Source organism: Marinobacter sp. MBR-105 (genome assembly GCF_053628895.1).
On record NZ_JBRJHG010000006.1, the window covers coordinates 126,363 to 148,065 of the forward strand.

Here is a 21,703-nt window from a genome sequence, read left to right on the forward strand (position 1 = left end):
ATGAGTGGAAAAACTGTCCTGATCGTCGATGACGAAGCGCCTATCCGTGAAATGATTGCGGTCGCGCTCGAAATGGCGGATTACGACTACCTGGAGGCAGCGGATGCCCGTGAAGCCCATGCCCTGATTATCGACAAGCAACCAGACCTGATCCTGCTGGACTGGATGCTGCCGGGAACCAGCGGTGTCGAACTTGCGCGCCGGCTGAAGAAAGAAGAGGCCACCGCCGATATCCCTATCATCATGCTGACCGCCAAGGTGGAAGAGGATAACAAGATTCAGGGCCTGGAAGTCGGTGCCGACGATTACATCACCAAGCCGTTCAGCCCACGTGAGCTGGTAGCCCGCCTGAAAGCGGTTCTGCGTCGTGCCACACCGCCGGGTGTCGACAGCCCCATCGAAGTGGACGGTCTGACCCTGGACCCGATCGGCCATCGTGTGACCACGGTCGACGGTGCCATTAATATGGGCCCGACCGAGTACCGCCTGCTGCAATTCTTTATGACTCACCAGGAACGGGTCTATACTCGGTCTCAACTGCTGGATCAGGTCTGGGGCGGCAACGTGTATGTCGAGGAACGCACCGTCGATGTTCACATCCGCCGCCTGCGCAAGGCGCTGGGAGACAGGTACGATCATCTGATTCAGACCGTGCGGGGAACGGGCTACCGGTTTTCCACCAAAGTGGCCTGATTTACTCCCTGACGACAGCTCCGGACCGCCCCTCATCGTCCGGCGATCACGGCATCAGCGCCGGCAACACGACAAGGCAGTAGTGGATGCAACACAACTGGTCCCGTTACCTGAGACTGATCATCACCGCGCTCGCAGGCACCACACTGGTGGGGTTCTATTTCGGCGAGCCGCTCTACGGGCTGCTGGTGGGACTTGTTGCCTATCTCTGGTGGACCCTGGTCCAGGCCCGGCGCCTTTACCAGTGGCTGGGCAACCCCAGCGCTTCCGACGAAGCGCCCCAGAGCATCGGCTTGTGGGGTGATATCTTCGACAGCCTGCACAAGCTGAACCAGAACCACCTGATGACCCAGGATCGCCTGCGGGCCCGTATCAACCGGGTTCAGGAATCCACCAACGCCATGCGCGACGGCGTTATCATGACCGATGCCCGTGGCGCCATGGAGTGGTGGAACGGCTCGGCCGAATACCTGCTGGGTTTCCGCCGCAGCACCGATCAGGGTCAGTACATCCATAACCTGATCCGCAACCCGGCATTCAAGGCCTATTTCGATACCCGGGATTACCGCGAGCCCCTGGAAATCAACTCGCCGGCCAAGCCCCACATCCATCTGCAGATCCAGATCAGCCTGTTCGGCGACGATGACCGACTGATCGTGGCCAAGGATGTCACCCGGCTGTATCAGCTTGAACAAATGCGGCGGGACTTTGTCGGCAACGTTTCCCATGAAATGCGCACACCGCTGACCGTGATCAGTGGCTACCTTGAAACCCTGGTGGATCATGGTGATGAGCTGCCTGCCAAGTGGCGCCGGGCTATCAATACCATGGCGGCACAGGCCTCACGGATGGAGGCCCTGATCACAGATCTGATTCTCTTGTCCCGTATCGAAACCGGCGAGCATACGGTGGATGACACCCTGACCGATGTCGACGCCCTGCTGAACCAGATCTGTCATGATGCCCGGGCCCTGAGCGGCGACAAGGGCCACCAGATCACGGTTCAGATCAGTGACCACCGACTGCTGCAGGGCGATGAAAGCCAGCTACGCAGTGCGTTTTCCAACCTGGTGTTTAATGCGGTGAAATACACACCGCCCGGCGGAGCCATCACAGTTGCCTGGAGCACCAATCGCGACGGCGCCCACCTGTCGGTGAAGGATACCGGCATCGGTATTGACCCGATCCACATCCCCAGGCTGACCGAACGGTTCTATCGCGCCGACCCCAGTCGCCACAAGGACACCGGCGGAACCGGCCTGGGCCTGGCTATCGTCAAGCATGTACTGATCAATCACGACGGCAACCTGGAAATTCGCAGCAAAGTCGGCGAAGGCAGCGAATTTATCTGCCATTTTCCAAGGGAGCGACTGGTCGAGAGGATTCCCGAACAGGTTCCGGAGGACTGAGGCGCCCTCAGTTAGCGGTTTGAGGCCCGGAACCTGGCCACAAATCGTGACAGATCCTCCAGCTTCTTCGGGTCTTCATCGACAAAACGGATAGTGACACTGACAAAGTCGGTATCCTGGCGCTTGTCCACAGCCTGCAACTGATGCACGTAACCGTTCAGACGCGCCATCTGGCCATCGCCCATGTCGATATCCACCACCGCCTGATCGAGAATCCCCGGGAATTCCTGATCCCGCTTGGCGATCACCCGCACTTCCGTCAGATTGATATCCTTGACCACCGATTTCAGTGTACTGTCGGAAAACCTCACAGATGCCATACTCATGACACCACGAGTCTGAGGCTTGCCGGTCGCCGCTTTTGCACTACCTGCATTCAGCAGCGGGTTATCAGCAACGGGCTCAGGCTTTGAGGCTTCGGGCCTGGATGCCGGCGCCTCCCGCTTCTGGGTGAGCAAGGCGGCGGACTCCTTGAACGCCTCCGCCGGTCCTTCCAGTGATTTGCCGCTGCGATCCATGGCGTCCTTCAGGCGGCGACCCATCACTTTGATGATTTTCTTACTCAGCCCATCCGGACTGAAAGGCTTGCCCAGGTATTCAGAAACCCCTTCCTTGACCGCCTCAATAACATGATCCTTGTCGCCGCGACTGGTAATCATGATGAACGGCACCTTCTGGTACTGCGGTTGCTGGCGCATCCACTGCAGCAGTTCCAGCCCGGACATCTCCGGCATTTCCCAGTCGCACAGCACCAGGTCAAAACTGGTTCTGGACATCAGGGACTGGGCACGCCGGCCATTCTGGGCATCCGTGGTTTCAATGACGGGAAAGCGCTGTCGCACTGTCCGTTTCACCAGATCTCTCACAAAACTGGCGTCGTCGACCACCAGCGCCTTCAGTATTGCCATAGCGACATCTGCTCCGGATTCCACTCATGCTCCAACTATAGAACATCCCGGTCTTGACGTGACCTAAGTGCTACAAAAAGACGACAAAACCGGCGTTCACCGGGACCATTCCCAACCGAAAAAAACACGTGGCACTGTAGGCTATGGCGGTATTTCCCGACACGGAAAACGCGCTAACATGGCAGCCGATGCCCAAACGATTCTATTGCGAGGATTCCCGTGCCTGACCTGATCTCCCGGACTGCCATTCGCCGTACACTGGTGGCGATTTCCCTGAGCACGCTGGCGCTGGTTGCCAGGGCAGAAACCGAAACAACCGCCACACCGGCGTTTGAGCAATGCAAACAGGCGCTCGGAGAGAAAGCCGTCGCCGCCGGTGTGCGTGAATCCACGGTGCAGTCCGTGATGGCCGGCGTGGTGCACCTCGACAGAGTGATTGAGCTGGACCGAAGACAGCCCGAATTTACCACCACCTTTGCCGACTACCTGAACCGACGGGTTAACGACGCCCGGGTCGGCAAAGGCCGGGAATTATTGGCAGAACACCGTAAACTCCTGGACCGCGTGACCGCGGAAACCGGTGTTCCCGCCCCCTATCTGGCCGCATTCTGGGGTCTGGAAACCAACTATGGCAGCTACTTCGGCAAGATGCAGGTGCCCAGTGCCCTCGCCACCCTGGCTTGCGATGCCCGGCGCAGCAGCTTCTTCACAGAGCAATGGATCGCTGCCCTGCGGATTATTGACGAAGGCGCTATTCCCGCTGATCAGATGGAAGGCTCCTGGGCCGGCGCCATGGGCCATGTGCAGTTCATGCCGACGGTATTCCTGAAACACGCGGTCGACGCCGATGGCGATGGGCGCCGGGATCTCTGGAACAGCCTGCCTGACGCCATGATGTCTGCCGGTCGTTTTCTCGAGTCCATGGGCTGGGATGGCGACTATCGATGGGGGCGGGAGGTGCTGTTACCCGACAACTTTGATTTCAGTCTGGCCGATGGCCGTCGCCTGCCCCTGGCTGACTGGCGCAAGATGGGGATCACCGATGCATTTGGTAACCGTCTGGCCAACGAACCCATTGAAGCGGCCCTGATCGTGCCCAGCGGCCATCAGGGCCCGGCCTTTCTGGTATACAGTAATTTCCGGGTGATCATGGGCTGGAACCGATCCGAGTTCTACGCCATTGCCGTTGGCCACCTGGCCGACCGGATTGCCGGCGCCGGAAAGCTTCAGAACCCTCCCCCGGAAGACCAGCCCGCGCTGTCAAGAAATCAGGTGCTGGAGCTCCAACAGGCTCTGAATGACAAAGGCTACCCGAGCGGGGAACCCGACGGCATACTGGGCTCCAATACCCGCAAGGCCATTCGCGCGTACCAGAAGGCGGAGGGCCTGGTGGCTGACGGCTTTCCCTCAGAGCAGGTATTGGTCGCTCTCGGGGTTTACAGCGGCTCCTGAAGGTGTCCATTTTTTTTACAGCCGTCAAAAACAAGCGATCTAACTATCTGTATTTAAAGAATTAAAATATTGGCACGTATTTAGCTACACATCTTCACAGTGCCTGGAAAACTCCCGGCTATCCTAAAACTGTGTGTAGTAAGGTGTGGACAATGCTTAAAATGATGAAAGGAATCGTAGCCGCGGCAACGCTTGGGTTCGCCGCGACTTCTTGGGCCTTCCCGGTGAACCTTGACTCTGTATCAGGCGCCTGGGGGACACCCACTAATGGCAGTAACATTCAAGGCGTTGGTACCGATACGCTGCGATGGGGCACTGGAGAGGTGGCCTGCTCGGGCGCCTGGTGGTGGAAGACGTGCTCCAACGGCCCTCAAAGCGGTTTCACCTTTCAGGGACCCGCCAGCCTGCCACAAACCATCACCTCTGATGCTGAATTTGTGTTGGGAAGCTTTACACACTTTAATAACCGCATCACTGGCGACAGCATCACCGGCGTTGACCTGGATGTATTTGCGACATTTTCTACCAATGCCAGCAACAGCACCGTGACAGGACCCTACACATTCGAGTTTTCGCACATTGAAACGCCGAACGTTCATTGCGGACCACTTTCATTCATCTTTGGCTGCTCACAAAAAGATGTCGACGACGTAGTTCGCCTCGATAACGTCATTGAAAGTTCCGAGTTTCAATTTGGCTCGAGCATTTACTCTCTGTCATTACTGGGTTTTGCAAATGGCGAGAATGTCATCAGAACCGCTGAAGGTAATGCCACGTCAGTGAACCTGCTGGCCAAGCTGAATGTTCGCTCCGTACCGGAACCCGGCACTCTCGCGCTGCTGGGACTCGGTCTGGCTGGTCTGGGCCTGGCGCGCCGCCGCAAGCTCTGAGCAATATCTGCTTCGCCGGCAGTACCTTGTGCTGCCGGCGATTCTGCTACCCTCCCGTGATCTGAATCCCGAATCCGCGCATAATACTGGTATCACCCAGTCACCACGAATCGGGACATTATGGACTCCATCACACAGGCCGCCCTTGGCGCTTCCATTGCGGGCGCGGTTGCCGGCAAAACCCTGGGGCGATCGGCCCTTCTTACCGGTGCGTTGCTCGGCACATTACCCGACCTGGATGTGGTCATCGACTATGGCACAGCGGTTGCCAACTTTACCCAGCACCGGGGGTTCAGCCACTCTCTGTTTATTCTGGCACCACTGTCTCTGCTTATCGCCTGGGGCCTGTGGCGCTGGAAACCGCTCATTTCCTATCAGCGATGGCTGGCTCTGGTTGGTCTGATCCTGATCACGCACCCGTTGCTGGATGCCTTTACCACCTACGGCACCCAGCTGTTCTGGCCCATTGGCCCGCCCGTGGCGATCAACAGTATCTTTATTATTGATCCGCTCTATACCTTGCCACTACTGGCGGGTTGTCTGGCCTTTCTGTATCGCCCACCGGCGTCGAGAACCGTTGCCGCCGGATTACTTGTTTCCAGCCTTTATCTCGGCTGGACCCTGATTGCACAACAGATCATCACCGATCGGGTGCGACCGGCGCTGGCGAACGCCGGTATGGAACAGGCGGCCCTGATGGTTCAACCCATGCCATTCAACACCGTTCTGTGGCGTGCCACAGCGGTCAGTGCCGGGCAAAGAATCGAAGTAGTGACCGGTTTCCTCGATGCCAGCGACGAACTGGTACTGGAACGCTTCCCGCGGCAACCAGAGCTTGCCCGCCTTGTCGCCGAGCTGCCAGAGGCCCGGCGGCTGGAATGGTTTACCGGCGGTTTCCTGGACTACCAGCAGAACGGCACTCAGATAACCGCAACGGATATCCGGCTGGGCATACCCGGCGCTCACCCTTTCACCTTCATCCTGGCTGAAACCGCCGAAGACGGACTGCAGCCACTGGCCAGCGATCGCCTGCCCCGCCCGGCGCTGAACCGGGCCGCCCTGCCCCTGTTGTGGAATCGAATGACCGGCCAGGTACCGGTATTGTGCCTGGCCACGCTGTCTGCTCCCAACCACGGGAGCTCCTGCTGATGCGGCTGGATCAATATCTGAGCAACGGTACAGAGCTTTCCCGCAAAGAGGCGAAAAAGGTCGTGTCAGCGGGACGAGTGAAGGTGGATGGCGAAACCTGCCGGCAGGCCAATCGCCAGGTGGAGGCCGAACAGTCCGTTCATCTTGATGGAAAACCGGTTAACCCACCCGGCGATATCTACCTGATGATGCATAAACCCGCTGGAGTGCTCAGTGCCACCACCGACAGCAGCCAGCCAACGGCACTCGACCTGCTGCCCCGCGGCCTGGCCAGTCGGGTTCATATCGCCGGGCGGCTGGACAAGGACACCACTGGCTTGCTATTGCTGACCAGTGATGGCCAATGGTCCCACGCGGTCACATCCCCCCGCCGGGAATGCCGCAAAAGCTATCGGGTCTGGCTGGCTGAGGCTATCCCGGACGAGGCCCGCCGGGCGCTTGAAAAAGGCGTCATGCTAAACGGTGAAACCACGGCGACCAGACCCGCCGAAGTTCGTGTACACAACAACCAGCTGATCGACCTGACCATCGGCGAGGGCCGTTACCACCAGGTCAAACGGATGCTGGCGGCGGTTGGCAATCGTGTTGAGGCCCTGCACCGTTTCCGTATCGGCAGCATTGAACTGGATGATAAGCTGGCGCCCGGAGAATTCCGGGCTCTGACCTCTCAGGAAATCCGCTCAGTAACAGAGTGAAGGCCTCGGCCTAGGCACGCTCGAACCGCTGGGCTGCCAGATTTTTCCGCACTGAACCTGCTTCAAACACCTCGCCGTTCATGGCGATGTAGACCCCCGCCGGTAACAGCGACACCGCGGCCCAGGCAAAGCCGATGTTGAAGATAGCGTCGGTGCGCCGCATACGCGCGGGCTGCATGGCACCGGTCAACACAATCGTGCGATCGGCTACCGATTTCAGTGCCTCGGCGGTCTGCGCCATGGTATCGGTGCCATGGGTAATCAGGATACGCTGGCAGGCCGAAGCCTTGACCGCTTCCAGAATGGCCTGACGGTCCTCATCGGTCAGTTCCAGGCTGTCCTTCCGCATCAGGGGACGAATCTCGTAGCCGTCGTGGATGTTGGATTCCGTCAACAGTTCCGGTAACAGGCTGTCACCGATTTCAAACTTGCTGTTGGCATCAAAATAGACCTTATCGATGGTGCCACCGGTGGTCAGTATCTCAATCATGGCCTGAACTGTTCCTTTATTGTGAGGACGCTGTGGTGGCCCGAGACTGCTTCGCCTCTGCCGCCATCAGAACTGCATTCTTTTCCTGTGCATAACGCTTCGCGGCCGATGCCACCGAGCCTGGCTGGCCGGTGGCAAGCCAGCGTTTGATTCGGCCGGCATCGCCCATCGGAGAACGGGTACCCAGGGAGTCCAGCAAAACCGTGATTACCGGTGTTCCGTTCATCTCAGAGACCATCACCAGACAACGCCCCGCCTCTGTGAGGTATCCGGTTTTACTCAGGCTCACGCCCCAGCTGTCCCGGTGCACCAACGCATTGGTATTGCCAAACGACAGGCTGTACCGGGGTTTCCGGAATTCGGCCCGGTAGTATCCGGTGGTAGAGGCCTCACGAATCTCAGGATGCTTGAGCGCAGCACGTGCCAGGATCACCAGATCGGCGGCCGTGGACACGTTGTCGGTAGAGAGACCGGTCGGGTCAACAAATCGGGTCTGGAGCATCCCCAGAGCTTTTGCCTTGGCATTCATCGCGGCAACAAAACCGTCGAAGCCACCCGGATAGACACGCGCCAGAGTGTAGGCAGCAAAGTTCTCGGATGACATCAGGGCAATCCGCAGCACATCCCGGCGCCGAAGCTGAGAGCCCACCCGAATGCGGCTCCAGGCGTTCGCGGCAGCCTCGACATGACGCTCCTCGAACGTCAGCCACTCGTCCATATCCTGTCCCGATTCCACCACCACGAGTGCCGTCATCAGCTTGGTGATCGACGCCACCGGTACCGGGCGATCGGCGTGCTTACCGAACAGCAGGCCCTCTTTGCCAACTTCGGCCGCCGCTGCCTGCACCGACGCCAGGTTCGGCGCCCGCTCCGGACTGGCGAGGCTCTGGCCGGACACCGCCAGGAAAAAGACGACAACAGTGACAAACACGGAATAACGCATGGTGAACTACCTGCCTCTCAGGCCTTAACAAGGAATGGGTCAATAGCGCGAACTATATCAGCGCAGACGGGCCGAACGCAGGTCTCATTTTCAATCATGCGTTTTAAACAGCAAATGCAAAAAATCTTAAATTCCTGTAAAATATTAATCAAATCAATTCGTTACATCTCGTTAATCATTGTAACCAGAGTGTAACGGTGCCGCTTTCCAGTTTCAGGATGCGTTCAGGATGGACTCTCCGTCGCTCGGCCAGACTCTCTCCAGGGAAACCCGCTCGGACAGATTACCGGCGTGGCTGCACCAGTCGTTCCCGTTTGTTATCCTTCTCCTGGCCATTACCTATGGACTTGCGACGACCTTCTGGCAGGATCCGCCGACTCTTTCGGTCAATCCTTCGGTGCAGACCGACAGCGCCACAAACGGCCCTCGCATCGCTGGCCAGATCGAATATCTGATCCACCCCCTGGGCAAGGTACTGCAAGACAGACTCTGGCAATCCGAAGTCTGGAGCCGGACGGATACCCGCTATTCCGGAATCGGCTATCCCTACAAACCCGCAACTTTCCGGCTGACACTCGAAAACCCGACGTCAGAACCTGCGAACAGCCAGGTGACAGTACCTGCACCTTACCTGGACCACCTGCAACCTGCCCTGATTCACCCGGACGGAAGCATCGAACACCTACCCGCCATGGGCGACCGATACCCCTTCGATCAACGATTCCTGGCGCTACCGCAGTGGGTCTGGCCGGTCACGCTGCAACCGGGCACCACCACCCTGCTGATGGAAGTGCAGAATCACGGCCCGGTACTGTTGCCGGTCATTCTGTCAGACAGCGCCGAGGCTCTCGGTGCCGGCACCGCCATCACCGCCTGGAAATCCTTTGTCACCGGCCTGCTGGTGTTTGCACTCTTACTCAACCTGAGCATAGTGGCCAAGCTCCGCCGACCGGGCCTGGCCTGGCTGAGCGTGCTGATGATCAGTGTTATCTACAGCCAGCTGGTGATGGACGGCCTGGGCCTGTGGCTGATCTGGCCGGCACTGCCAGAGCTCAATGCCCTGCTCAGCATCAGTCTGCCGCTGTGCCAGATCGCGCTTTGCGAATTCACCCCACACTTCCTCCAACTGACCCGCACTGAAGCCCGGATACTCCGGGCCTTCAGCCTTCTTGCCGGAGCGCACCTGCTGGCAGCGCCTCTTGGGTTTCAACTCCTGGGTCAACATGCCTTCCTGATGAGCAGTGCCGTCGGCGGGCTGTTCATCTTTGCCCTGAGCCTGCGCCAGCTGAACAGCCACGTTTACGCCCGTTACTATGCCCTGTCGGTACTGGCGATCGTGATCGGGGCTGTCACGTCATCACTTCGCACTGTTGGCTGGTTGCCCGTGAATGCGGTGACCGACTCCGCCTTTTTCCTGGGCGCAGCCACCGGCTCCCTGATCCTGACCAGTGGTGTGGGTAAACTGCTGCTGGAAGAACGCAAGAAACGTCTGAGCTCAGACATACGTGTGCAGGAGGAACAGAAACTCCGGGCCAGCATTGAGCGTGATTATGACCGTTTGCTGAAAACCCACAGAGTAACCGGCAAGCCAAACAGGCCCATGCTGGAGGAAACCCTGGGCGCTCTTGACTGCCACAAAACGCCCTACACCCTGTGCATGATTCGCCTGGCCCGGTTCAATGAACTGGAACAGGCCCTGGGCTACCGAGCAGCCGAAGAACTCCTGAAGCAGTACCTGCGGCAACTCAACCGGTATCTCAAGCAAACGGTGGGCGATCAACTGGTGATGATCAACGGTTACAGCGTGGCGACCCTGGACACCGTCAACCATGCCTTTGCCCTGTTGCGCCATCCCGACGAAGCGCTGGAGAGCCAACGCCTGCAGGCCATCAGCCGCTGGTTGTCCGAGAACTTCCGTGAGGGCCGTTTTTCCTTTTCCTGGGCCGCCTCGGTTGGCGTCGCCCACGCCCCGGAACATGCTGCAGAACCGGCCGGCGTACTCGCCTGTGCCGGCTTTGCCTCGCTGGACGAAAGCCTGCCGCTGGTGGTTTATGATCCTGCCATTGCCGAGTGGCAATACCGCCAGCAAATGCTGATGCTGGATGTGGAACAAGCGCTGCGTTCCGGCGAAATGTGGCTGGAGTACCAGCCCAAGATCAACATCCGCGATGGCCGGATTGGCTCACTGGAAGCCCTGATTCGCTGGCAGCACCCGGAATTCGGCAGGATTGCTCCCAGCCAGTGGATTCCCCTGGCCGAAGAAGTGGGGATCATTCACACGGTCACACTCTGGGTTCTGGACCGAGCCTGCAGGGACAGCCATCAGCTTCGTGAACAGTATGGGCGTGATATTACGGTCGCGGTGAACATTTCCGCCAAGGATCTGGCCCACAGTCTGTTCCACGAGGAAGCCGGCGCCATCGTCCGACGACACAAACTGGAGCCGGCCAACGTCAGCCTGGAAATTACCGAAACCGCCATGATGACCGATCCGGAAACGGCCCGCAGCACCATCCGGACCCTGAGCGCGATGGGCTTCCGGATTGCACTGGATGACTTCGGATCCGGCCACTCATCACTTGGCGCCCTGGCACAATTCGAGCTGGATGAGCTGAAAATCGACCGCAGTTTTCTGGAGGGGGTACTGGATTACCCCTCAAGACAGAAAATACTTCGTGCCGCTCTTGAGCTGGGCACAGCCCTGGACCTGGATGTGGTGGTCGAAGGCGTGGAAGACGAAACCATCGCACTCTGGCTGCATCAGTTTCCGGGCTTGCAGGGGCAGGGTTATTACTGGGGCCGCCCGTTCAGCCTGGAACACAAAACCCGTTAGCTGCCGATAATCACCGTTCCACTGCCAACGGTAACGCCCCCGCAGGATACAGCACCGCCGGTAACCGCAGCCGGTTTGCCATTGATCATCACGGTTCCGGAACCGGCCGCAATGGCCCGGGGATGGGGCGGATGCTTGGGCTTTGAATGGGGTTGCAGCGGATCGCCTACCCGGGCAACGGGTTTACCGTCCACGAGAACATCGGGGGAGCCGGCAATCACCGGTGTGGGCGGGAATCCCTGATGGTCCATACCGAGATCGCCCAGCAATACTATCGCCTTACTCATGGATTGATTCCTTTCATCATTGAGTCCTGAGCCACCATCCTATACCGAAATCCGCACGGACCCAAGTCCCGCACCAGCTCAGTGCATGCTAAAAGATGCAGATACGACTGACCTGCATCAAGGGGGCTGACGGCGGTCCGTTTTACACTTCCTTCACACTTATCAGCCATGGAGGCCGTCATGTCATCGCCCACTGAACCCGTTCAGGCGCCCAACGAGGCAACACCAGGCTCAGCCTTCCATTGCTGGCAGCAGGGCTATGGCGTTATCCGGCACTCCGAACAGACCTCCGCCAGAGTCCGGGAACTCGCTGGAAAACTGGTTAGTGCCGGGCACCAACCGGATGAAGATACGGTGTACCGGAAGCTGATCGCCCTGGACCGGCTCACCAGCGCCGGCCTGTGGCTGGTGGTGCACATGACCTATTGCAACCGGGTGGACATTGCCGGCGCCCCCCTGGTCGCCCAGGATTTCAAGGCTTCGCCGGAAGGCCATACCGGAGGCGCCCTGAACATGGTGCCTGCCTACGCGGCCTACCTGGCCCTCAACAACCTGACCGGAAAAACCCGCAGCTGGCTGATGGGACAAGGGCATTGTGTGGCCGCCGTGGATGCACTCAACGTTCTGACCGGCAATCTGCATCCCGAGCAACGCGCCCGTTACCTGGCGCCTGAGGGACTATCTCGACTGGCCTCCGACTTCTACAGCTATCGCCAGAAACCGGATGGCACGATGGCGGCGCCCCTCGGTAGCCACGTGAACCCCCATACCGCCGGGGGCATTATCGAAGGTGGCTACCTTGGGTTTGCCGAGCTGCAATACGCTCATATGCCTCTGCCCGGTGAATCCCTGGTGGCCTTCCTTTCCGACGGAGCCGCTGAAGAACAGCGCGGCAGTGACTGGATACCCCGGTGGTGGCGGGCCGAGGACTGCGGACTGGTCTTGCCGGTGATGATTGCCAATGGCCGTCGCATTGAACAACGAACCGAGCTTGGTACCCGAGAGGGTCTGGAACGGTTTGAGCAGCACCTGCAACACCGGGGCTTTGACCCGGTACGATTTGACGGCCGTGATCCCGCGGCTTTCGTCTGTGCCATGTACGACATGGAGCAGGCACTAGCAGCCCATGGCACTGCTGCGCAACAAGGTGAGATCAGCTACCCGGTTCGCATACCCTACGGTATCGCAGAGACCGTGAAAGGCTATGGTTTCTATGGCGCCGGAGAAAACGCAGCTCACAATCTGCCTCTGCCCGGCAATCCTCGTATGGATGCCATATCCCGGGAGCTGTTCAATGAGTACGCAACACCGCTATGGGTAAAGCCGCAGGAGCTGAACCTGGCGGTATCCGAGCTGAATGAACACAGCCAACAGGGCCGGCCACTGGAGCGGGATCACCCGCTGGCGCTTCGCCGCCCCTCGGAACCTGCCATTCCGGTTTTGCCCTGGGCTCAGAACAAATGCTCACCCATGACTGCCGTTGATGAATTCTTCAAGGCTCTGGTCGCGGACAACCCGGAACTCCGGCCCCGGGTCGGCAACCCGGACGAACTCGCCAGCAATCGACTCAAAGGCGTGCTCGACAGCCTCAAGCACCGCGTGAACGACCCGGAGAACGAGGCCGAGTCAGTACACGGCAAGATCATTACGGCACTGAATGAAGAGGCGGTCGTCTCTGCCTGCCTGGCCAACAAAGCGGGATTGAATCTGGTGGCCAGCTACGAAGCCTTCTGCGTGAAAATGCTCGGCGCTATCCGGCAGGAGTTGATCTTCGCCCGACATCAGAAAGAAGTGGGCCGGCCACCGCAATGGCTGGGACTGCCAGTGATTGCCACCTCGCACACATGGGAAAACGGCAAGAACGAGCAATCCCACCAGGACACCAGCTTCTGTGAGGCTTTACTGGGAGAAATGAGCGATGTCTCCCGGGTGATTTTCCCGGCTGACTACAACAGCGCTCTGGCGATTCTGCCATCGGTTTACCGGGAGCGGGGCCGCATCAGTTGCCTCGTTATCCCGAAACGGGAGCGCCCGTGCGTCTTCAACGGCAGCGAAGCCGAAGCACTGGCAAAACACGGCGCACTGGTGGTGGACGAGGATACCTCGGCTGGCGAAGAACCCCTGCTGCTGATTGCCAATGGCGCCTATCAGCTTTCCGAGGCCATACGGGCTTGCGAGCGTCTGCGCGAGACCGGCACACCGTTCCGGCTGGTCTATCTGCAGGAACCCGGGCGCTTCCGTCAACCCCGGGATCCGATGGAAGCCACCTCCTGCCTGACCGAGTTTGAGCGGGAGCGTCTGTTCCCCCATCGCATGCACCGACGGGTTGCCCTGACTCATATGCGGCCGGAAGTGTTTCGCGGACACCTGCACACGCTGTTCCCGCAGCCCGGCCATTCCCGGGTACTGGGCTACATCAATCGGGGTGGTACCCTGAATGAAGCGGGCATGCTGTTCGCCAACCGTTGCTCATGGGGCCATGCCCTGGCGGCCTGCGCCGAGGTGATGGACAAACCTCCCGGAGAATGGCTCTCCAGCGCCGAACTGGCCGCAGTGGAGGGCCGAGGTGATCCGGGAGTGATTACCCGCGGACTGCCTTGACCCGGTTACGTATCGCAGTTTCCAGTTCCAACACCAGCAGAACCACAACACCAGCCACCACGGAAAACGCCAGTTGCTCCAGGCTCAGGGCCGCAGTGGTAAAGGTGTGCTGGAACCACGGCAGGTAGGTGAACAACAGCTGCAAAACCACGACCGCTGCGATCGCTGCCAGCACAACGGGGGTGCCGAGCACCCCCCGCAGAGTAATCGAGGCACTGTCGAGATAACGCACCGCAAACAGGTAGAAGACCTCCATCGCCACCAGGGTGTTGACCGCCAGAGTGCTGGCCAGCACCGGGTCCTGATGACGATGCATGACCCAGAACCAGGCCGCGAAGATACCCACCAGAAACAGCAGGGATACAAACGCCACCCGCCAGACCACAAATCCCTGCAGCAAGGACTCGTCCCGTGGTCTGGGAGGTTGCCGCATGACTCCGGGCTCGGGCGGCTCAAACGCCAGGGTCATGGCCAGCAGCACCGAGCTGACCATATTCACCCAGAGAATCTGCAAGGCGGAAATGGGCAACGTGAGCCCCAGTAACAAGGCGGTGATCAGACTGACGGATTCCCCCCCGTTAATCGGAAGCATGAAGGCAATGCCCTTACGCAGGTTCGTGTAAACCGTGCGCCCTTCCCTGACAGCCGCAGCAATGCTGGCGAAGTTATCATCCAGCAGCACCACCGATGACGCCTGCCGGGCCGCTTCCGAGCCCTTTACACCCATGGCAATGCCAACATCCGCCCGCTTCAGTGCCGGGGCATCGTTGACGCCATCACCGGTCATGGCCACCACACCATGCAGTGCCTGCAGCGCTTTCACTAACCTGAGTTTGTGCTCGGGGCTGGTGCGGGCAAACACATCCACCTCTCCGGCCAGACTCCGGAGCTGATCTTCATCCAGGTCATCAAGCTCTTTGCCGGTCAGTACCCGGTCGGCATTACGCAGCCCGAGTTTTCGGGCAATGGCACCGGCCGTCAGTGCGTGGTCGCCGGTAATCATCTTCACCCGAATACCGGCATCGTGGCACTCTTTGATAGCGCGGATAGCCTCCTGCCGGGGCGGATCCAGCAAGCCCACCACCCCCAGCAATTCAGCGCCCTGTTCCAGCTCTTCCAGCACCAGTTCCCGGCTGCCTTTCGCCATTGGCCTGCGCGCCAGTGCCAGCACCCTCAGGCCTTCGGAAGCCATTTCCGTGATGATCCGTTCCCAGTGCTCGGTGCTCAGCGGCTCCGTTCCACCGTCGGTGGATACCTGGTGCGCACACATGGCCAGAATCCGTTCCGGAGCGCCTTTGAGATAGGCGATACCGTGACCGTGGTGGTCGTGATGCAATGTGGCCATGAACCGTATGCGGGTATCGAAGGGAACCTCATCAACCCGCGGCCAGGCGGAGGCACTGTTCACATGATCAAATTCCGCCTTGCCGGCAAACACTTTCAGCGCGGCTTCCATGGGGTCCCCATGAATAGAAGGCTGCCCGTCTTTGCCAATAATGCTGGCGTCGTTACACAGTGCCGCCGCCCGGGCAAGCTCAGCCAGCACCCCATCGCCGGTGACCGGCCGACCCTCCCGGCAGACCATACCATCGCTACCATAACCTTCGCCGGTAATCTCATAGCGCTCACCGGAGGTCACAGCGGTAGTCACCATCATTTCGTTACGGGTGAGCGTGCCGGTTTTGTCAGAGCAAATGACTGAAACCGCGCCCAGGGTTTCGATCACCGGCATCCGGCGTACCACCGCCTTGCGACGCGCCATCTGGCGCACACCAATGGCAAGGGTAATGGTGAGAATGGCAGGCAAGCCTTCAGGAATGGCTGCCACCGTCAGGCCCACCACCGCCATGAACAACTCCCGGAATTCCAGGCCACTGAACACCAGACCGCCAAAGAAGATGAGAATGCCGGTCGCGATGACAATCAGAGAAAGCCCCCGCGCAAACCGGTCCATCTGTTCCAGCAGCGGAGTTTTAAGACTGGTGGTATCAGCCAGCAGGCCGGAAATGCGGCCGATTTCGGTATGCATACCGGTACGTACGACAACGCCCCGGGCGGTGCCCGTGGCCACCATGGTGCCGGAGAACGCCATGCCAGTCTGGTCGCCGAGGGCCGACTGCTCGTCCACCGGATCGGGGAACTTGTCCACCGCCTCGGATTCGCCCGTCAGGATAGCTTCCTCAATCTTGAGGTTGTTGGTTTTTTCCAGGCGAAGATCGGCGGGCACACGGTCACCAGCCTCCAACAGCACGGTATCACCAGGTACCAGCTCGCCGGCATCCACCTGATGCTGGCCGCCGGCCCTGACAATGCGGGCGCGGGGAGCCAGCATATGACGGATAGCGGACAATGCCTGCTCGGCCCGACCTTCCTGGATGAAGCCGACCAGGGTCTGGACAATCACCACCGCCAGAATCACCCCGGCGTCGACCCAGTGTCCGAGAGCACCGGTGATGGCCGCTGCGGTCAGCAGTACATAAATCAGGAAATTACGTAACTGGCGACCGAGCCGGGCCAGGGGGCCGGACGTCCTACCCTCTGGCAACTGGTTGGGACCAAACCTCTCATACCTGGCCCGCGCACTTTCGTCGGTCAAAGGCTCCGGCGCTTCCAGAAGAACCCGCGACTGTTCTGCGGCCAGGGCATGCCAGGCCTGAGACTGTGCGCCCCCGGCCACTGTCCGCTTTGAACCTGGCGTGCTGACTTCTGACATATCCCTGCTCCCTGCCTAAGGTCTGGGTCAACTACACAGGATTCTGCCGATACCGCCAATGCGCCAGGTCAAACCGAAGGCTGGTATAGCCGCGCCCGGTTGGCTATACCGGATCGACCGTTCGGTTCCCGGCACCCGGCAAGGTCTTCCGCGCCGCAGACCGACTGTTATCAACCGTATATTCCCGGCTCTTGACGGTATCCACGAAATACCAGTTAGCCAGGGCTTCGTCCTGAGTGAAAGTAACCACCATATAACCACGTTGATTGATGTTCAGGTAGTCCAGGCCATCCACCAGCAGGCCAATGCCCTGCTCCGCATCGGCAATTAGGGCATCAGGCAGTCCCAGATAGTCCTCCAGTCCGGGAGAAGACACCGAGGCGGTGGCAAATTCCACACCCACCTGGTTGCCATTCATATCCTTCAGATTATTGGCCCAGGCGTTATGGGTATCTCCGGCCAGCACCACCAGGTTTTTGTCCAATTGCCGCGCCATGCCAAGAACAACTTCTCTTTCTGCCTGATAGCCGTCCCAGGCATCGAGATTGTAGGGCGCGGCCGTGCTGATTCGGCTCAGTTCCTGCTCGGTGAGTGTGGGGTCGCCCTGCAGGGCTCGGAATTTGATAGTCGCGAGTTCCGCCAGGGCTTGCGGCAGTTCCGAAACGTTCCCCGTGGCAATACCCAGCAACAATTCCGCAGGCAAATCCATACGCCCCATCAACACCTGCTGCCCCAGCACCTGCCATCGCCCGGACGACGTGGCCAGCTTGTTCTGCAACCATAAACGCTGTTCAGCACCCAGCAGTGTCCGGTTTGGATCAGTCACATCGGCCATGAATTGCTGTGCATTCAGCCCGCTTTCACTCAGATAATTCAGGTAATCCAGCTGCTGATCGCGCCCGATAATGCGCGTATCCAGCATATGCAGATCCACCAGATCGCCAAAACGGAAGCTGCGATAGATGGCCTCGTCATTACCTTCGATCACCGGTCGGATCGGCATCCACTCGAAGAAGGCCTGCAGCGCCGACAGCTTGCGCTGATTAAAGTCGCCTTCAGAGTCATCGTGATTCTCAGCACCGTTACGCCAGGTATCGTTAGCCACTTCATGGTCGTCCCACACCACAATGAACGGCAACCGCTGATGGGCCAGCTGCAGATCCGGATCCTGCCGGTAAATAGCATACCGGCGGCGATAATCGGCCAGTGTCAGCAACTCCCGGTTATTGTTTTCCGGGAAGGTCCGGCCCAAAGCCCGGGCATCTTCCGAGGCATAGCTGTCCGGGTCACTGCTGTACTCATAGATATAGTCGCCCAGATGAATCACAGCATCCAGGTCCGCCTGTTTTGCCACTTCCCGGTATACGTGAAAGTAACCGGCCGGGTAGTTGGAGCAGGAAACCACAGCCAGTCGCACCTGCTCTACCGATCCTTCCGGCAAGGTAGTCGCGGCACCTACGGGAGAAGTGGCACCCGAGGAGCGGAAACGGTAATAGTAACGCTGGCCCGGCATCAGCCCCTGGGCATCCACCTTGATGGTGAAATCATGGGCTTCGGTGGTTTCGGCGGTTCCTGAGCGCACCACCGAGGCAAACTCCGCATCGGTGGCGATTTCCCAACCGACTTTCACCTTGCTGCCACGCTCGGGCACGGCCCGGGTCCAGAGGATAACGCTGTCCTGTAGCGGATCACCACTGGCCACACCATGGGTAAAATCAACCCGCCGTTTGTCGTCGCTATCCAGCACACACCCCGCCAGGCCGGTGGAAATCGCCACCGCCCCCATACCCAGTGCCGATGCTTTCAGAAAATCCCGTCTCGTCAGTCTAGCCATTGTCCACCCCTGTCATGTTCGTCATATGCTTTTTATCGTGCCCGGAAACCAAAACCGGTTGGCCTGAAAAGCTAGACCAGAGATATGAAGAACGCGTTGCCGGATTGCGACAAGGCTGTGGCAAATTCCGACAGGTGCATCGCAAGCAGACGGCAGTCACAAAAAACGGGAGCCGAAGCTCCCGTTTTGACCGAGTGAATAACGTGTCTGGCTAGCCGCTGACGAACACCGGCCCGAGCCCCAGATTCCAGAGAATGACCGAACCGACACGGGTGGATACCAGGATCACCAGTGCCACCGTGAGCAGTGCCCCTCCGTACATGACTGCCCGCTCCTTTTCGATGCCCATGACGATCGGTAAGCCGTCGTACATCAGCCAGGCGCCGTAACAGGCCGCCGCCAGGAACACCACAGCATTGAACCAAGGCACCGGGTACAGCAGCGCGAAACCGGCCAGGAACAGTGGCGTGCAGGAATAGGCTGCCAGGGCAATACCGTTAGACGGCACGTGCTCTTCCTTGGCGCCATAGGTTTTCGCCATCCAGTTAATGGCGTACCCGAGGGCGAAGACCCCCACCAGCATGGCGAGGTAGGTCAGAACGCTCATCTGGAGCGCACTGATTTCGGTGAGCTTGATCAGCCTTTCGCTACCGATAGACCAACCAAAATGGGCCGTCGAGATGTAGGCGCAGATTGGCGCTATGGCCGCCAGAATGACGACGTACGCCACATAAAGACGAGTTGGATGTTCGTGTTCTTTCTTAATGGATACCCACTCGTCGTCCGGGTGGGTGAAGAGACCAAACGCATGGGACAGAAGCATAAACCACCCCCTTTATTGCTGTTGTTGGTATGGGTGGATACGGTGCCCGAACCATTTCGGACTTAAAACCGTTCCTGTTCTTAACTATAGTCAAGAATCAGATTCGGGAAAGCCGGCATTGATTCTCTTTACTTATCAGATCTGGCCTATAAGACCGTTTTGTTCTGAGAACAGGGCGCGCCAGTGAGTCTGGATCGATTTTCTGGCTGCCAACGTAATCATGGAAGTGTCACCAACCCTGGCAAGGAGTAACAAACGCGATGATCCGTATCAGAACCGCAGTACCCACAGCAATCCTCTCCCTTTTTATGACCAGCACACAGGCGCTTGCAGAAATGCAGACCGAAACCATTGAATACACCGTAGACGGCCAAACCTTCACCGGCTACCTGGCCTGGGACGACGAGTTCGACCAGAAACGCCCCGGCGTGCTGGTGGTACACGAATGGTGGGGCCACAATGACTTTGCCCGGGAGCAGGCGGAAAAGTTGGCAGCCTCCGGCTATACCGCCTTCGCACTGGATATGTATGGCTCCGGCAAACAGGCCGATCATCCGGATACCGCCCAGAAGTTCATGCAAGAAGCCACAAGCAACATGGAGCAGGTTAAAACCCGCTTCCTGAAAGCCAAGGAACTTCTGCAGAACCATGACAGCGTTGATCCAGACCGTATTGCTGCCCAGGGGTATTGCTTCGGTGGTGCCGTTGTCCTGAACATGGCTCGTATGGGCGTGGATCTGGATGGCGTAGTCAGCTACCACGGTGCCTTGGGCAGCCCGCTGCAGGCCGAAGCTGGCACGGTGAAAGCAAGAGTGCAGGTTTACACAGGCGGCGCAGATGACATGGTTCCCTCGGAACAGGTAGCCGGGCTGGTTCGGGAAATGCAGAATGCCGAAGTGGATCTGACGCTAGTCAGCTTCCCTGGCGTGAAGCATTCCTTTACCAATCCCAATGCCGATAAGGTGGCGGCAGAGTTCGACATGCCAATCGCCTATGATGAAGCGGCTGCGCGGCGCTCATGGCAGGGCACCATGCGCTTTTATGAGGAAATCTTCGGGGAATAAACAGGCAACAAAAAAGGCAGCCTCGGCTGCCTTTTTGGGGTTATTGCTGAATCCTCAGGGGATTACAGAGCAACAACGTTCTCCGCCTGAGGACCTTTCTGGCCCTGAGTTACGGTGAACTCGACCTGCTGGCCTTCGGCCAGGGTCTTGAAACCAGAGCCCTGAATGGCGCTGTAGTGAACGAATACGTCCGGGCCGCCTTCACGAGTGATAAAGCCAAAGCCTTTTGCTTCGTTGAAGAACTTAACAGTACCGGTAGTAGTAGACATACTTAAACTTCCTGAAATCAATCATATTATCTGCTGCCACACACTCATATGGTGCTGGTCAGCGTGTTACGGAAAAACAGAACTCGCGGGATCAAAAACAGGACGGTCACTACTAACTGCGGAGGTACGTCTTATTCATGAACTGCTTTACTGATTCTTTCCTACGAACCCACTCTACTCTGGAATTTCGGGCTTGCCAAGCGTAATTTCAATAATTTGTGTAGGTAGTGATACCCACAGATTCTGACTGGCCCGCAGGCTTACCCACGCACCAGGGAAAAAGTCAGAAATCCGAGTGCTGTCATCAGGATAGAGCCAGCAACATGGGCCAGAATTCCGACCAGGGCCATGCCCCACTTGCCTTCCTGAAGCGCGGCGAACATCTCCAGCGAGAAGGTCGAGAAGGTCGTCAGGGCGCCACACAAACCAGTCACCGCAAACAGACGCCATTCCGGCGAAAGCACGCTGCTCTGGCTGAAAAAAGCCATCAACAGGCCAATCAGCCAGCCACCACTAAGGTTGGCAACCAGTGTGCCCCAGGGAACGGCGTGATAACTGGCGTTAAGCCAGAGCCCAAGCCCCCAGCGCAGGTTGGCGCCTATAACGGCACCAACGCTGACTGCAAGAACCGACCACCACATGCTACCCGG

General features: G+C 58.8%; 18 protein-coding genes. 9 read left to right on the top strand and 9 right to left on the bottom strand.

Annotated elements, in window-relative coordinates; all coding sequences use genetic code 11:
* Positions 1 to 693 (top strand): phosphate regulon transcriptional regulator PhoB, encoded by a 693-nt coding sequence (phoB, locus tag ACSSVV_RS09120; RefSeq protein ID WP_011787004.1) that lies wholly within the window; start codon positions 1 to 3, stop codon positions 691 to 693.
* An 86-nt stretch (positions 694 to 779) separates the two neighbouring features.
* Positions 780 to 2,102 carry a phosphate regulon sensor histidine kinase PhoR gene (phoR, locus tag ACSSVV_RS09125; RefSeq protein WP_113879137.1) on the top strand — a complete coding sequence of 441 codons (1,323 nt, stop codon included), beginning with the start codon at positions 780 to 782 and terminating at the stop codon, positions 2,100 to 2,102.
* 11 nt (positions 2,103 to 2,113) lie between these two features.
* Here the strand turns inward: phoR and ACSSVV_RS09130 are convergent, their stop codons facing one another.
* Positions 2,114 to 3,010, bottom strand: a complete 897-nt coding sequence (locus ACSSVV_RS09130; protein ID WP_011787006.1) for a response regulator — start codon at positions 3,008 to 3,010, stop codon at positions 2,114 to 2,116.
* Between the two features lie 219 nt (positions 3,011 to 3,229).
* On the opposite strand from ACSSVV_RS09130, the gene ACSSVV_RS09135 reads away from it, so the two are divergent.
* The 4 genes from ACSSVV_RS09135 (at position 3,230) to ACSSVV_RS09150 (ending at position 7,196) form a co-directional block, all read left to right on the top strand.
* Positions 3,230 to 4,462, top strand: a complete 1,233-nt coding sequence (locus ACSSVV_RS09135; protein WP_454106128.1) for a lytic murein transglycosylase — start codon at positions 3,230 to 3,232, stop codon at positions 4,460 to 4,462.
* A 152-nt stretch (positions 4,463 to 4,614) separates the two neighbouring features.
* Positions 4,615 to 5,352 carry a THxN family PEP-CTERM protein gene (locus ACSSVV_RS09140; protein WP_222534051.1) on the top strand — a complete coding sequence of 246 codons (738 nt, stop codon included), beginning with the start codon at positions 4,615 to 4,617 and terminating at the stop codon, positions 5,350 to 5,352.
* A gap of 120 nt (positions 5,353 to 5,472) precedes the next feature.
* Positions 5,473 to 6,501: a metal-dependent hydrolase gene (locus ACSSVV_RS09145; protein WP_014422870.1), complete on the top strand. Its 1,029-nt coding sequence runs from the start codon at positions 5,473 to 5,475 to the stop codon at positions 6,499 to 6,501.
* Positions 6,501 to 7,196, top strand: a complete 696-nt coding sequence (locus tag ACSSVV_RS09150) for a pseudouridine synthase (RefSeq protein ID WP_454106129.1) — start codon at positions 6,501 to 6,503, stop codon at positions 7,194 to 7,196. The genes ACSSVV_RS09145 and ACSSVV_RS09150 overlap by 1 nt, the downstream gene beginning before the upstream one ends.
* 10 nt (positions 7,197 to 7,206) lie before the next feature.
* Here the strand turns inward: ACSSVV_RS09150 and ACSSVV_RS09155 are convergent, their stop codons facing one another.
* Complete coding sequence (locus tag ACSSVV_RS09155) at positions 7,207 to 7,686, bottom strand: asparaginase domain-containing protein (protein ID WP_011787011.1); 480 nt, start codon at positions 7,684 to 7,686, stop codon at positions 7,207 to 7,209.
* Between the two features lie 16 nt (positions 7,687 to 7,702).
* Positions 7,703 to 8,629: a D-alanyl-D-alanine endopeptidase gene (gene pbpG, locus ACSSVV_RS09160; protein WP_011787012.1), complete on the bottom strand. Its 927-nt coding sequence runs from the start codon at positions 8,627 to 8,629 to the stop codon at positions 7,703 to 7,705.
* A gap of 229 nt (positions 8,630 to 8,858) precedes the next feature.
* Between pbpG and ACSSVV_RS09165 the strand changes: the two genes are divergently transcribed.
* Positions 8,859 to 11,462: an EAL domain-containing protein gene (locus tag ACSSVV_RS09165; RefSeq protein ID WP_023009482.1), complete on the top strand. Its 2,604-nt coding sequence runs from the start codon at positions 8,859 to 8,861 to the stop codon at positions 11,460 to 11,462.
* Here ACSSVV_RS09165 and ACSSVV_RS09170 read toward each other — a convergent pair.
* Positions 11,459 to 11,749, bottom strand: coding sequence for a type VI secretion system PAAR protein (locus ACSSVV_RS09170; RefSeq protein ID WP_011787014.1), 291 nt, complete (start codon positions 11,747 to 11,749; stop codon positions 11,459 to 11,461). The genes ACSSVV_RS09165 and ACSSVV_RS09170 overlap by 4 nt on opposite strands.
* 180 nt (positions 11,750 to 11,929) lie before the next feature.
* Here ACSSVV_RS09170 and ACSSVV_RS09175 point away from each other — a divergent pair, with 180 nt between their 5' ends.
* Positions 11,930 to 14,350: a phosphoketolase family protein gene (locus tag ACSSVV_RS09175; protein WP_023009481.1), complete on the top strand. Its 2,421-nt coding sequence runs from the start codon at positions 11,930 to 11,932 to the stop codon at positions 14,348 to 14,350.
* Here ACSSVV_RS09175 and ACSSVV_RS09180 read toward each other — a convergent pair.
* From ACSSVV_RS09180 to ACSSVV_RS09190, 3 genes are all read right to left on the bottom strand, one after another.
* Positions 14,331 to 17,063: a cation-translocating P-type ATPase gene (locus tag ACSSVV_RS09180; protein WP_023009480.1), complete on the bottom strand. Its 2,733-nt coding sequence runs from the start codon at positions 17,061 to 17,063 to the stop codon at positions 14,331 to 14,333. The two genes, ACSSVV_RS09175 and ACSSVV_RS09180, sit on opposite strands and share 20 nt — an antisense overlap.
* A 103-nt stretch (positions 17,064 to 17,166) precedes the next feature.
* Positions 17,167 to 18,897, bottom strand: a complete 1,731-nt coding sequence (locus ACSSVV_RS09185) for an alkaline phosphatase D family protein (protein ID WP_023009479.1) — start codon at positions 18,895 to 18,897, stop codon at positions 17,167 to 17,169.
* Between the two features lie 211 nt (positions 18,898 to 19,108).
* Positions 19,109 to 19,720 (bottom strand): Yip1 family protein, encoded by a 612-nt coding sequence (locus ACSSVV_RS09190; protein WP_023009478.1) that lies wholly within the window; start codon positions 19,718 to 19,720, stop codon positions 19,109 to 19,111.
* A gap of 260 nt (positions 19,721 to 19,980) precedes the next feature.
* Between ACSSVV_RS09190 and ACSSVV_RS09195 the strand changes: the two genes are divergently transcribed.
* A complete protein-coding gene (locus ACSSVV_RS09195; RefSeq protein ID WP_454106130.1) occupies positions 19,981 to 20,784 on the top strand; it encodes a dienelactone hydrolase family protein in 804 nt (267 codons plus the stop codon).
* 62 nt (positions 20,785 to 20,846) lie between these two features.
* Here the strand turns inward: ACSSVV_RS09195 and ACSSVV_RS09200 are convergent, their stop codons facing one another.
* Together ACSSVV_RS09200 and crcB are read right to left on the bottom strand one after the other, a co-directional pair.
* Positions 20,847 to 21,053 (bottom strand): cold-shock protein, encoded by a 207-nt coding sequence (locus ACSSVV_RS09200; protein ID WP_008172950.1) that lies wholly within the window; start codon positions 21,051 to 21,053, stop codon positions 20,847 to 20,849.
* A 260-nt stretch (positions 21,054 to 21,313) separates the two neighbouring features.
* Complete coding sequence (gene crcB / locus ACSSVV_RS09205; RefSeq protein ID WP_121207831.1) at positions 21,314 to 21,694, bottom strand: fluoride efflux transporter CrcB; 381 nt, start codon at positions 21,692 to 21,694, stop codon at positions 21,314 to 21,316.
* Positions 21,695 to 21,703 lie beyond the last annotated feature (9 nt).

What these genes read in the sequence shown, in the direction of transcription:
- phoB (WP_011787004.1), top strand. Translation starts at nt 1, where the DNA reads ATGAGTGGAAAAACTGTCCTGATCGTCGATGACGAAGCGCCTATCCGT.
- phoR (WP_113879137.1), top strand. Translation starts at nt 780, where the DNA reads ATGCAACACAACTGGTCCCGTTACCTGAGACTGATCATCACCGCGCTC.
- ACSSVV_RS09130 (WP_011787006.1), bottom strand. Translation starts at nt 3,010, where the DNA reads ATGGCAATACTGAAGGCGCTGGTGGTCGACGACGCCAGTTTTGTGAGA.
- ACSSVV_RS09140 (WP_222534051.1), top strand. Translation starts at nt 4,615, where the DNA reads ATGCTTAAAATGATGAAAGGAATCGTAGCCGCGGCAACGCTTGGGTTC.
- ACSSVV_RS09145 (WP_014422870.1), top strand. Translation starts at nt 5,473, where the DNA reads ATGGACTCCATCACACAGGCCGCCCTTGGCGCTTCCATTGCGGGCGCG.
- ACSSVV_RS09150 (WP_454106129.1), top strand. Translation starts at nt 6,501, where the DNA reads ATGCGGCTGGATCAATATCTGAGCAACGGTACAGAGCTTTCCCGCAAA.
- ACSSVV_RS09155 (WP_011787011.1), bottom strand. Translation starts at nt 7,686, where the DNA reads ATGATTGAGATACTGACCACCGGTGGCACCATCGATAAGGTCTATTTT.
- pbpG (WP_011787012.1), bottom strand. Translation starts at nt 8,629, where the DNA reads ATGCGTTATTCCGTGTTTGTCACTGTTGTCGTCTTTTTCCTGGCGGTG.
- ACSSVV_RS09165 (WP_023009482.1), top strand. Translation starts at nt 8,859, where the DNA reads ATGGACTCTCCGTCGCTCGGCCAGACTCTCTCCAGGGAAACCCGCTCG.
- ACSSVV_RS09170 (WP_011787014.1), bottom strand. Translation starts at nt 11,749, where the DNA reads ATGAGTAAGGCGATAGTATTGCTGGGCGATCTCGGTATGGACCATCAG.
- ACSSVV_RS09175 (WP_023009481.1), top strand. Translation starts at nt 11,930, where the DNA reads ATGTCATCGCCCACTGAACCCGTTCAGGCGCCCAACGAGGCAACACCA.
- ACSSVV_RS09180 (WP_023009480.1), bottom strand. Translation starts at nt 17,063, where the DNA reads ATGTCAGAAGTCAGCACGCCAGGTTCAAAGCGGACAGTGGCCGGGGGC.
- ACSSVV_RS09185 (WP_023009479.1), bottom strand. Translation starts at nt 18,897, where the DNA reads ATGGCTAGACTGACGAGACGGGATTTTCTGAAAGCATCGGCACTGGGT.
- ACSSVV_RS09190 (WP_023009478.1), bottom strand. Translation starts at nt 19,720, where the DNA reads ATGCTTCTGTCCCATGCGTTTGGTCTCTTCACCCACCCGGACGACGAG.
- ACSSVV_RS09195 (WP_454106130.1), top strand. Translation starts at nt 19,981, where the DNA reads ATGATCCGTATCAGAACCGCAGTACCCACAGCAATCCTCTCCCTTTTT.
- ACSSVV_RS09200 (WP_008172950.1), bottom strand. Translation starts at nt 21,053, where the DNA reads ATGTCTACTACTACCGGTACTGTTAAGTTCTTCAACGAAGCAAAAGGC.
- crcB (WP_121207831.1), bottom strand. Translation starts at nt 21,694, where the DNA reads ATGTGGTGGTCGGTTCTTGCAGTCAGCGTTGGTGCCGTTATAGGCGCC.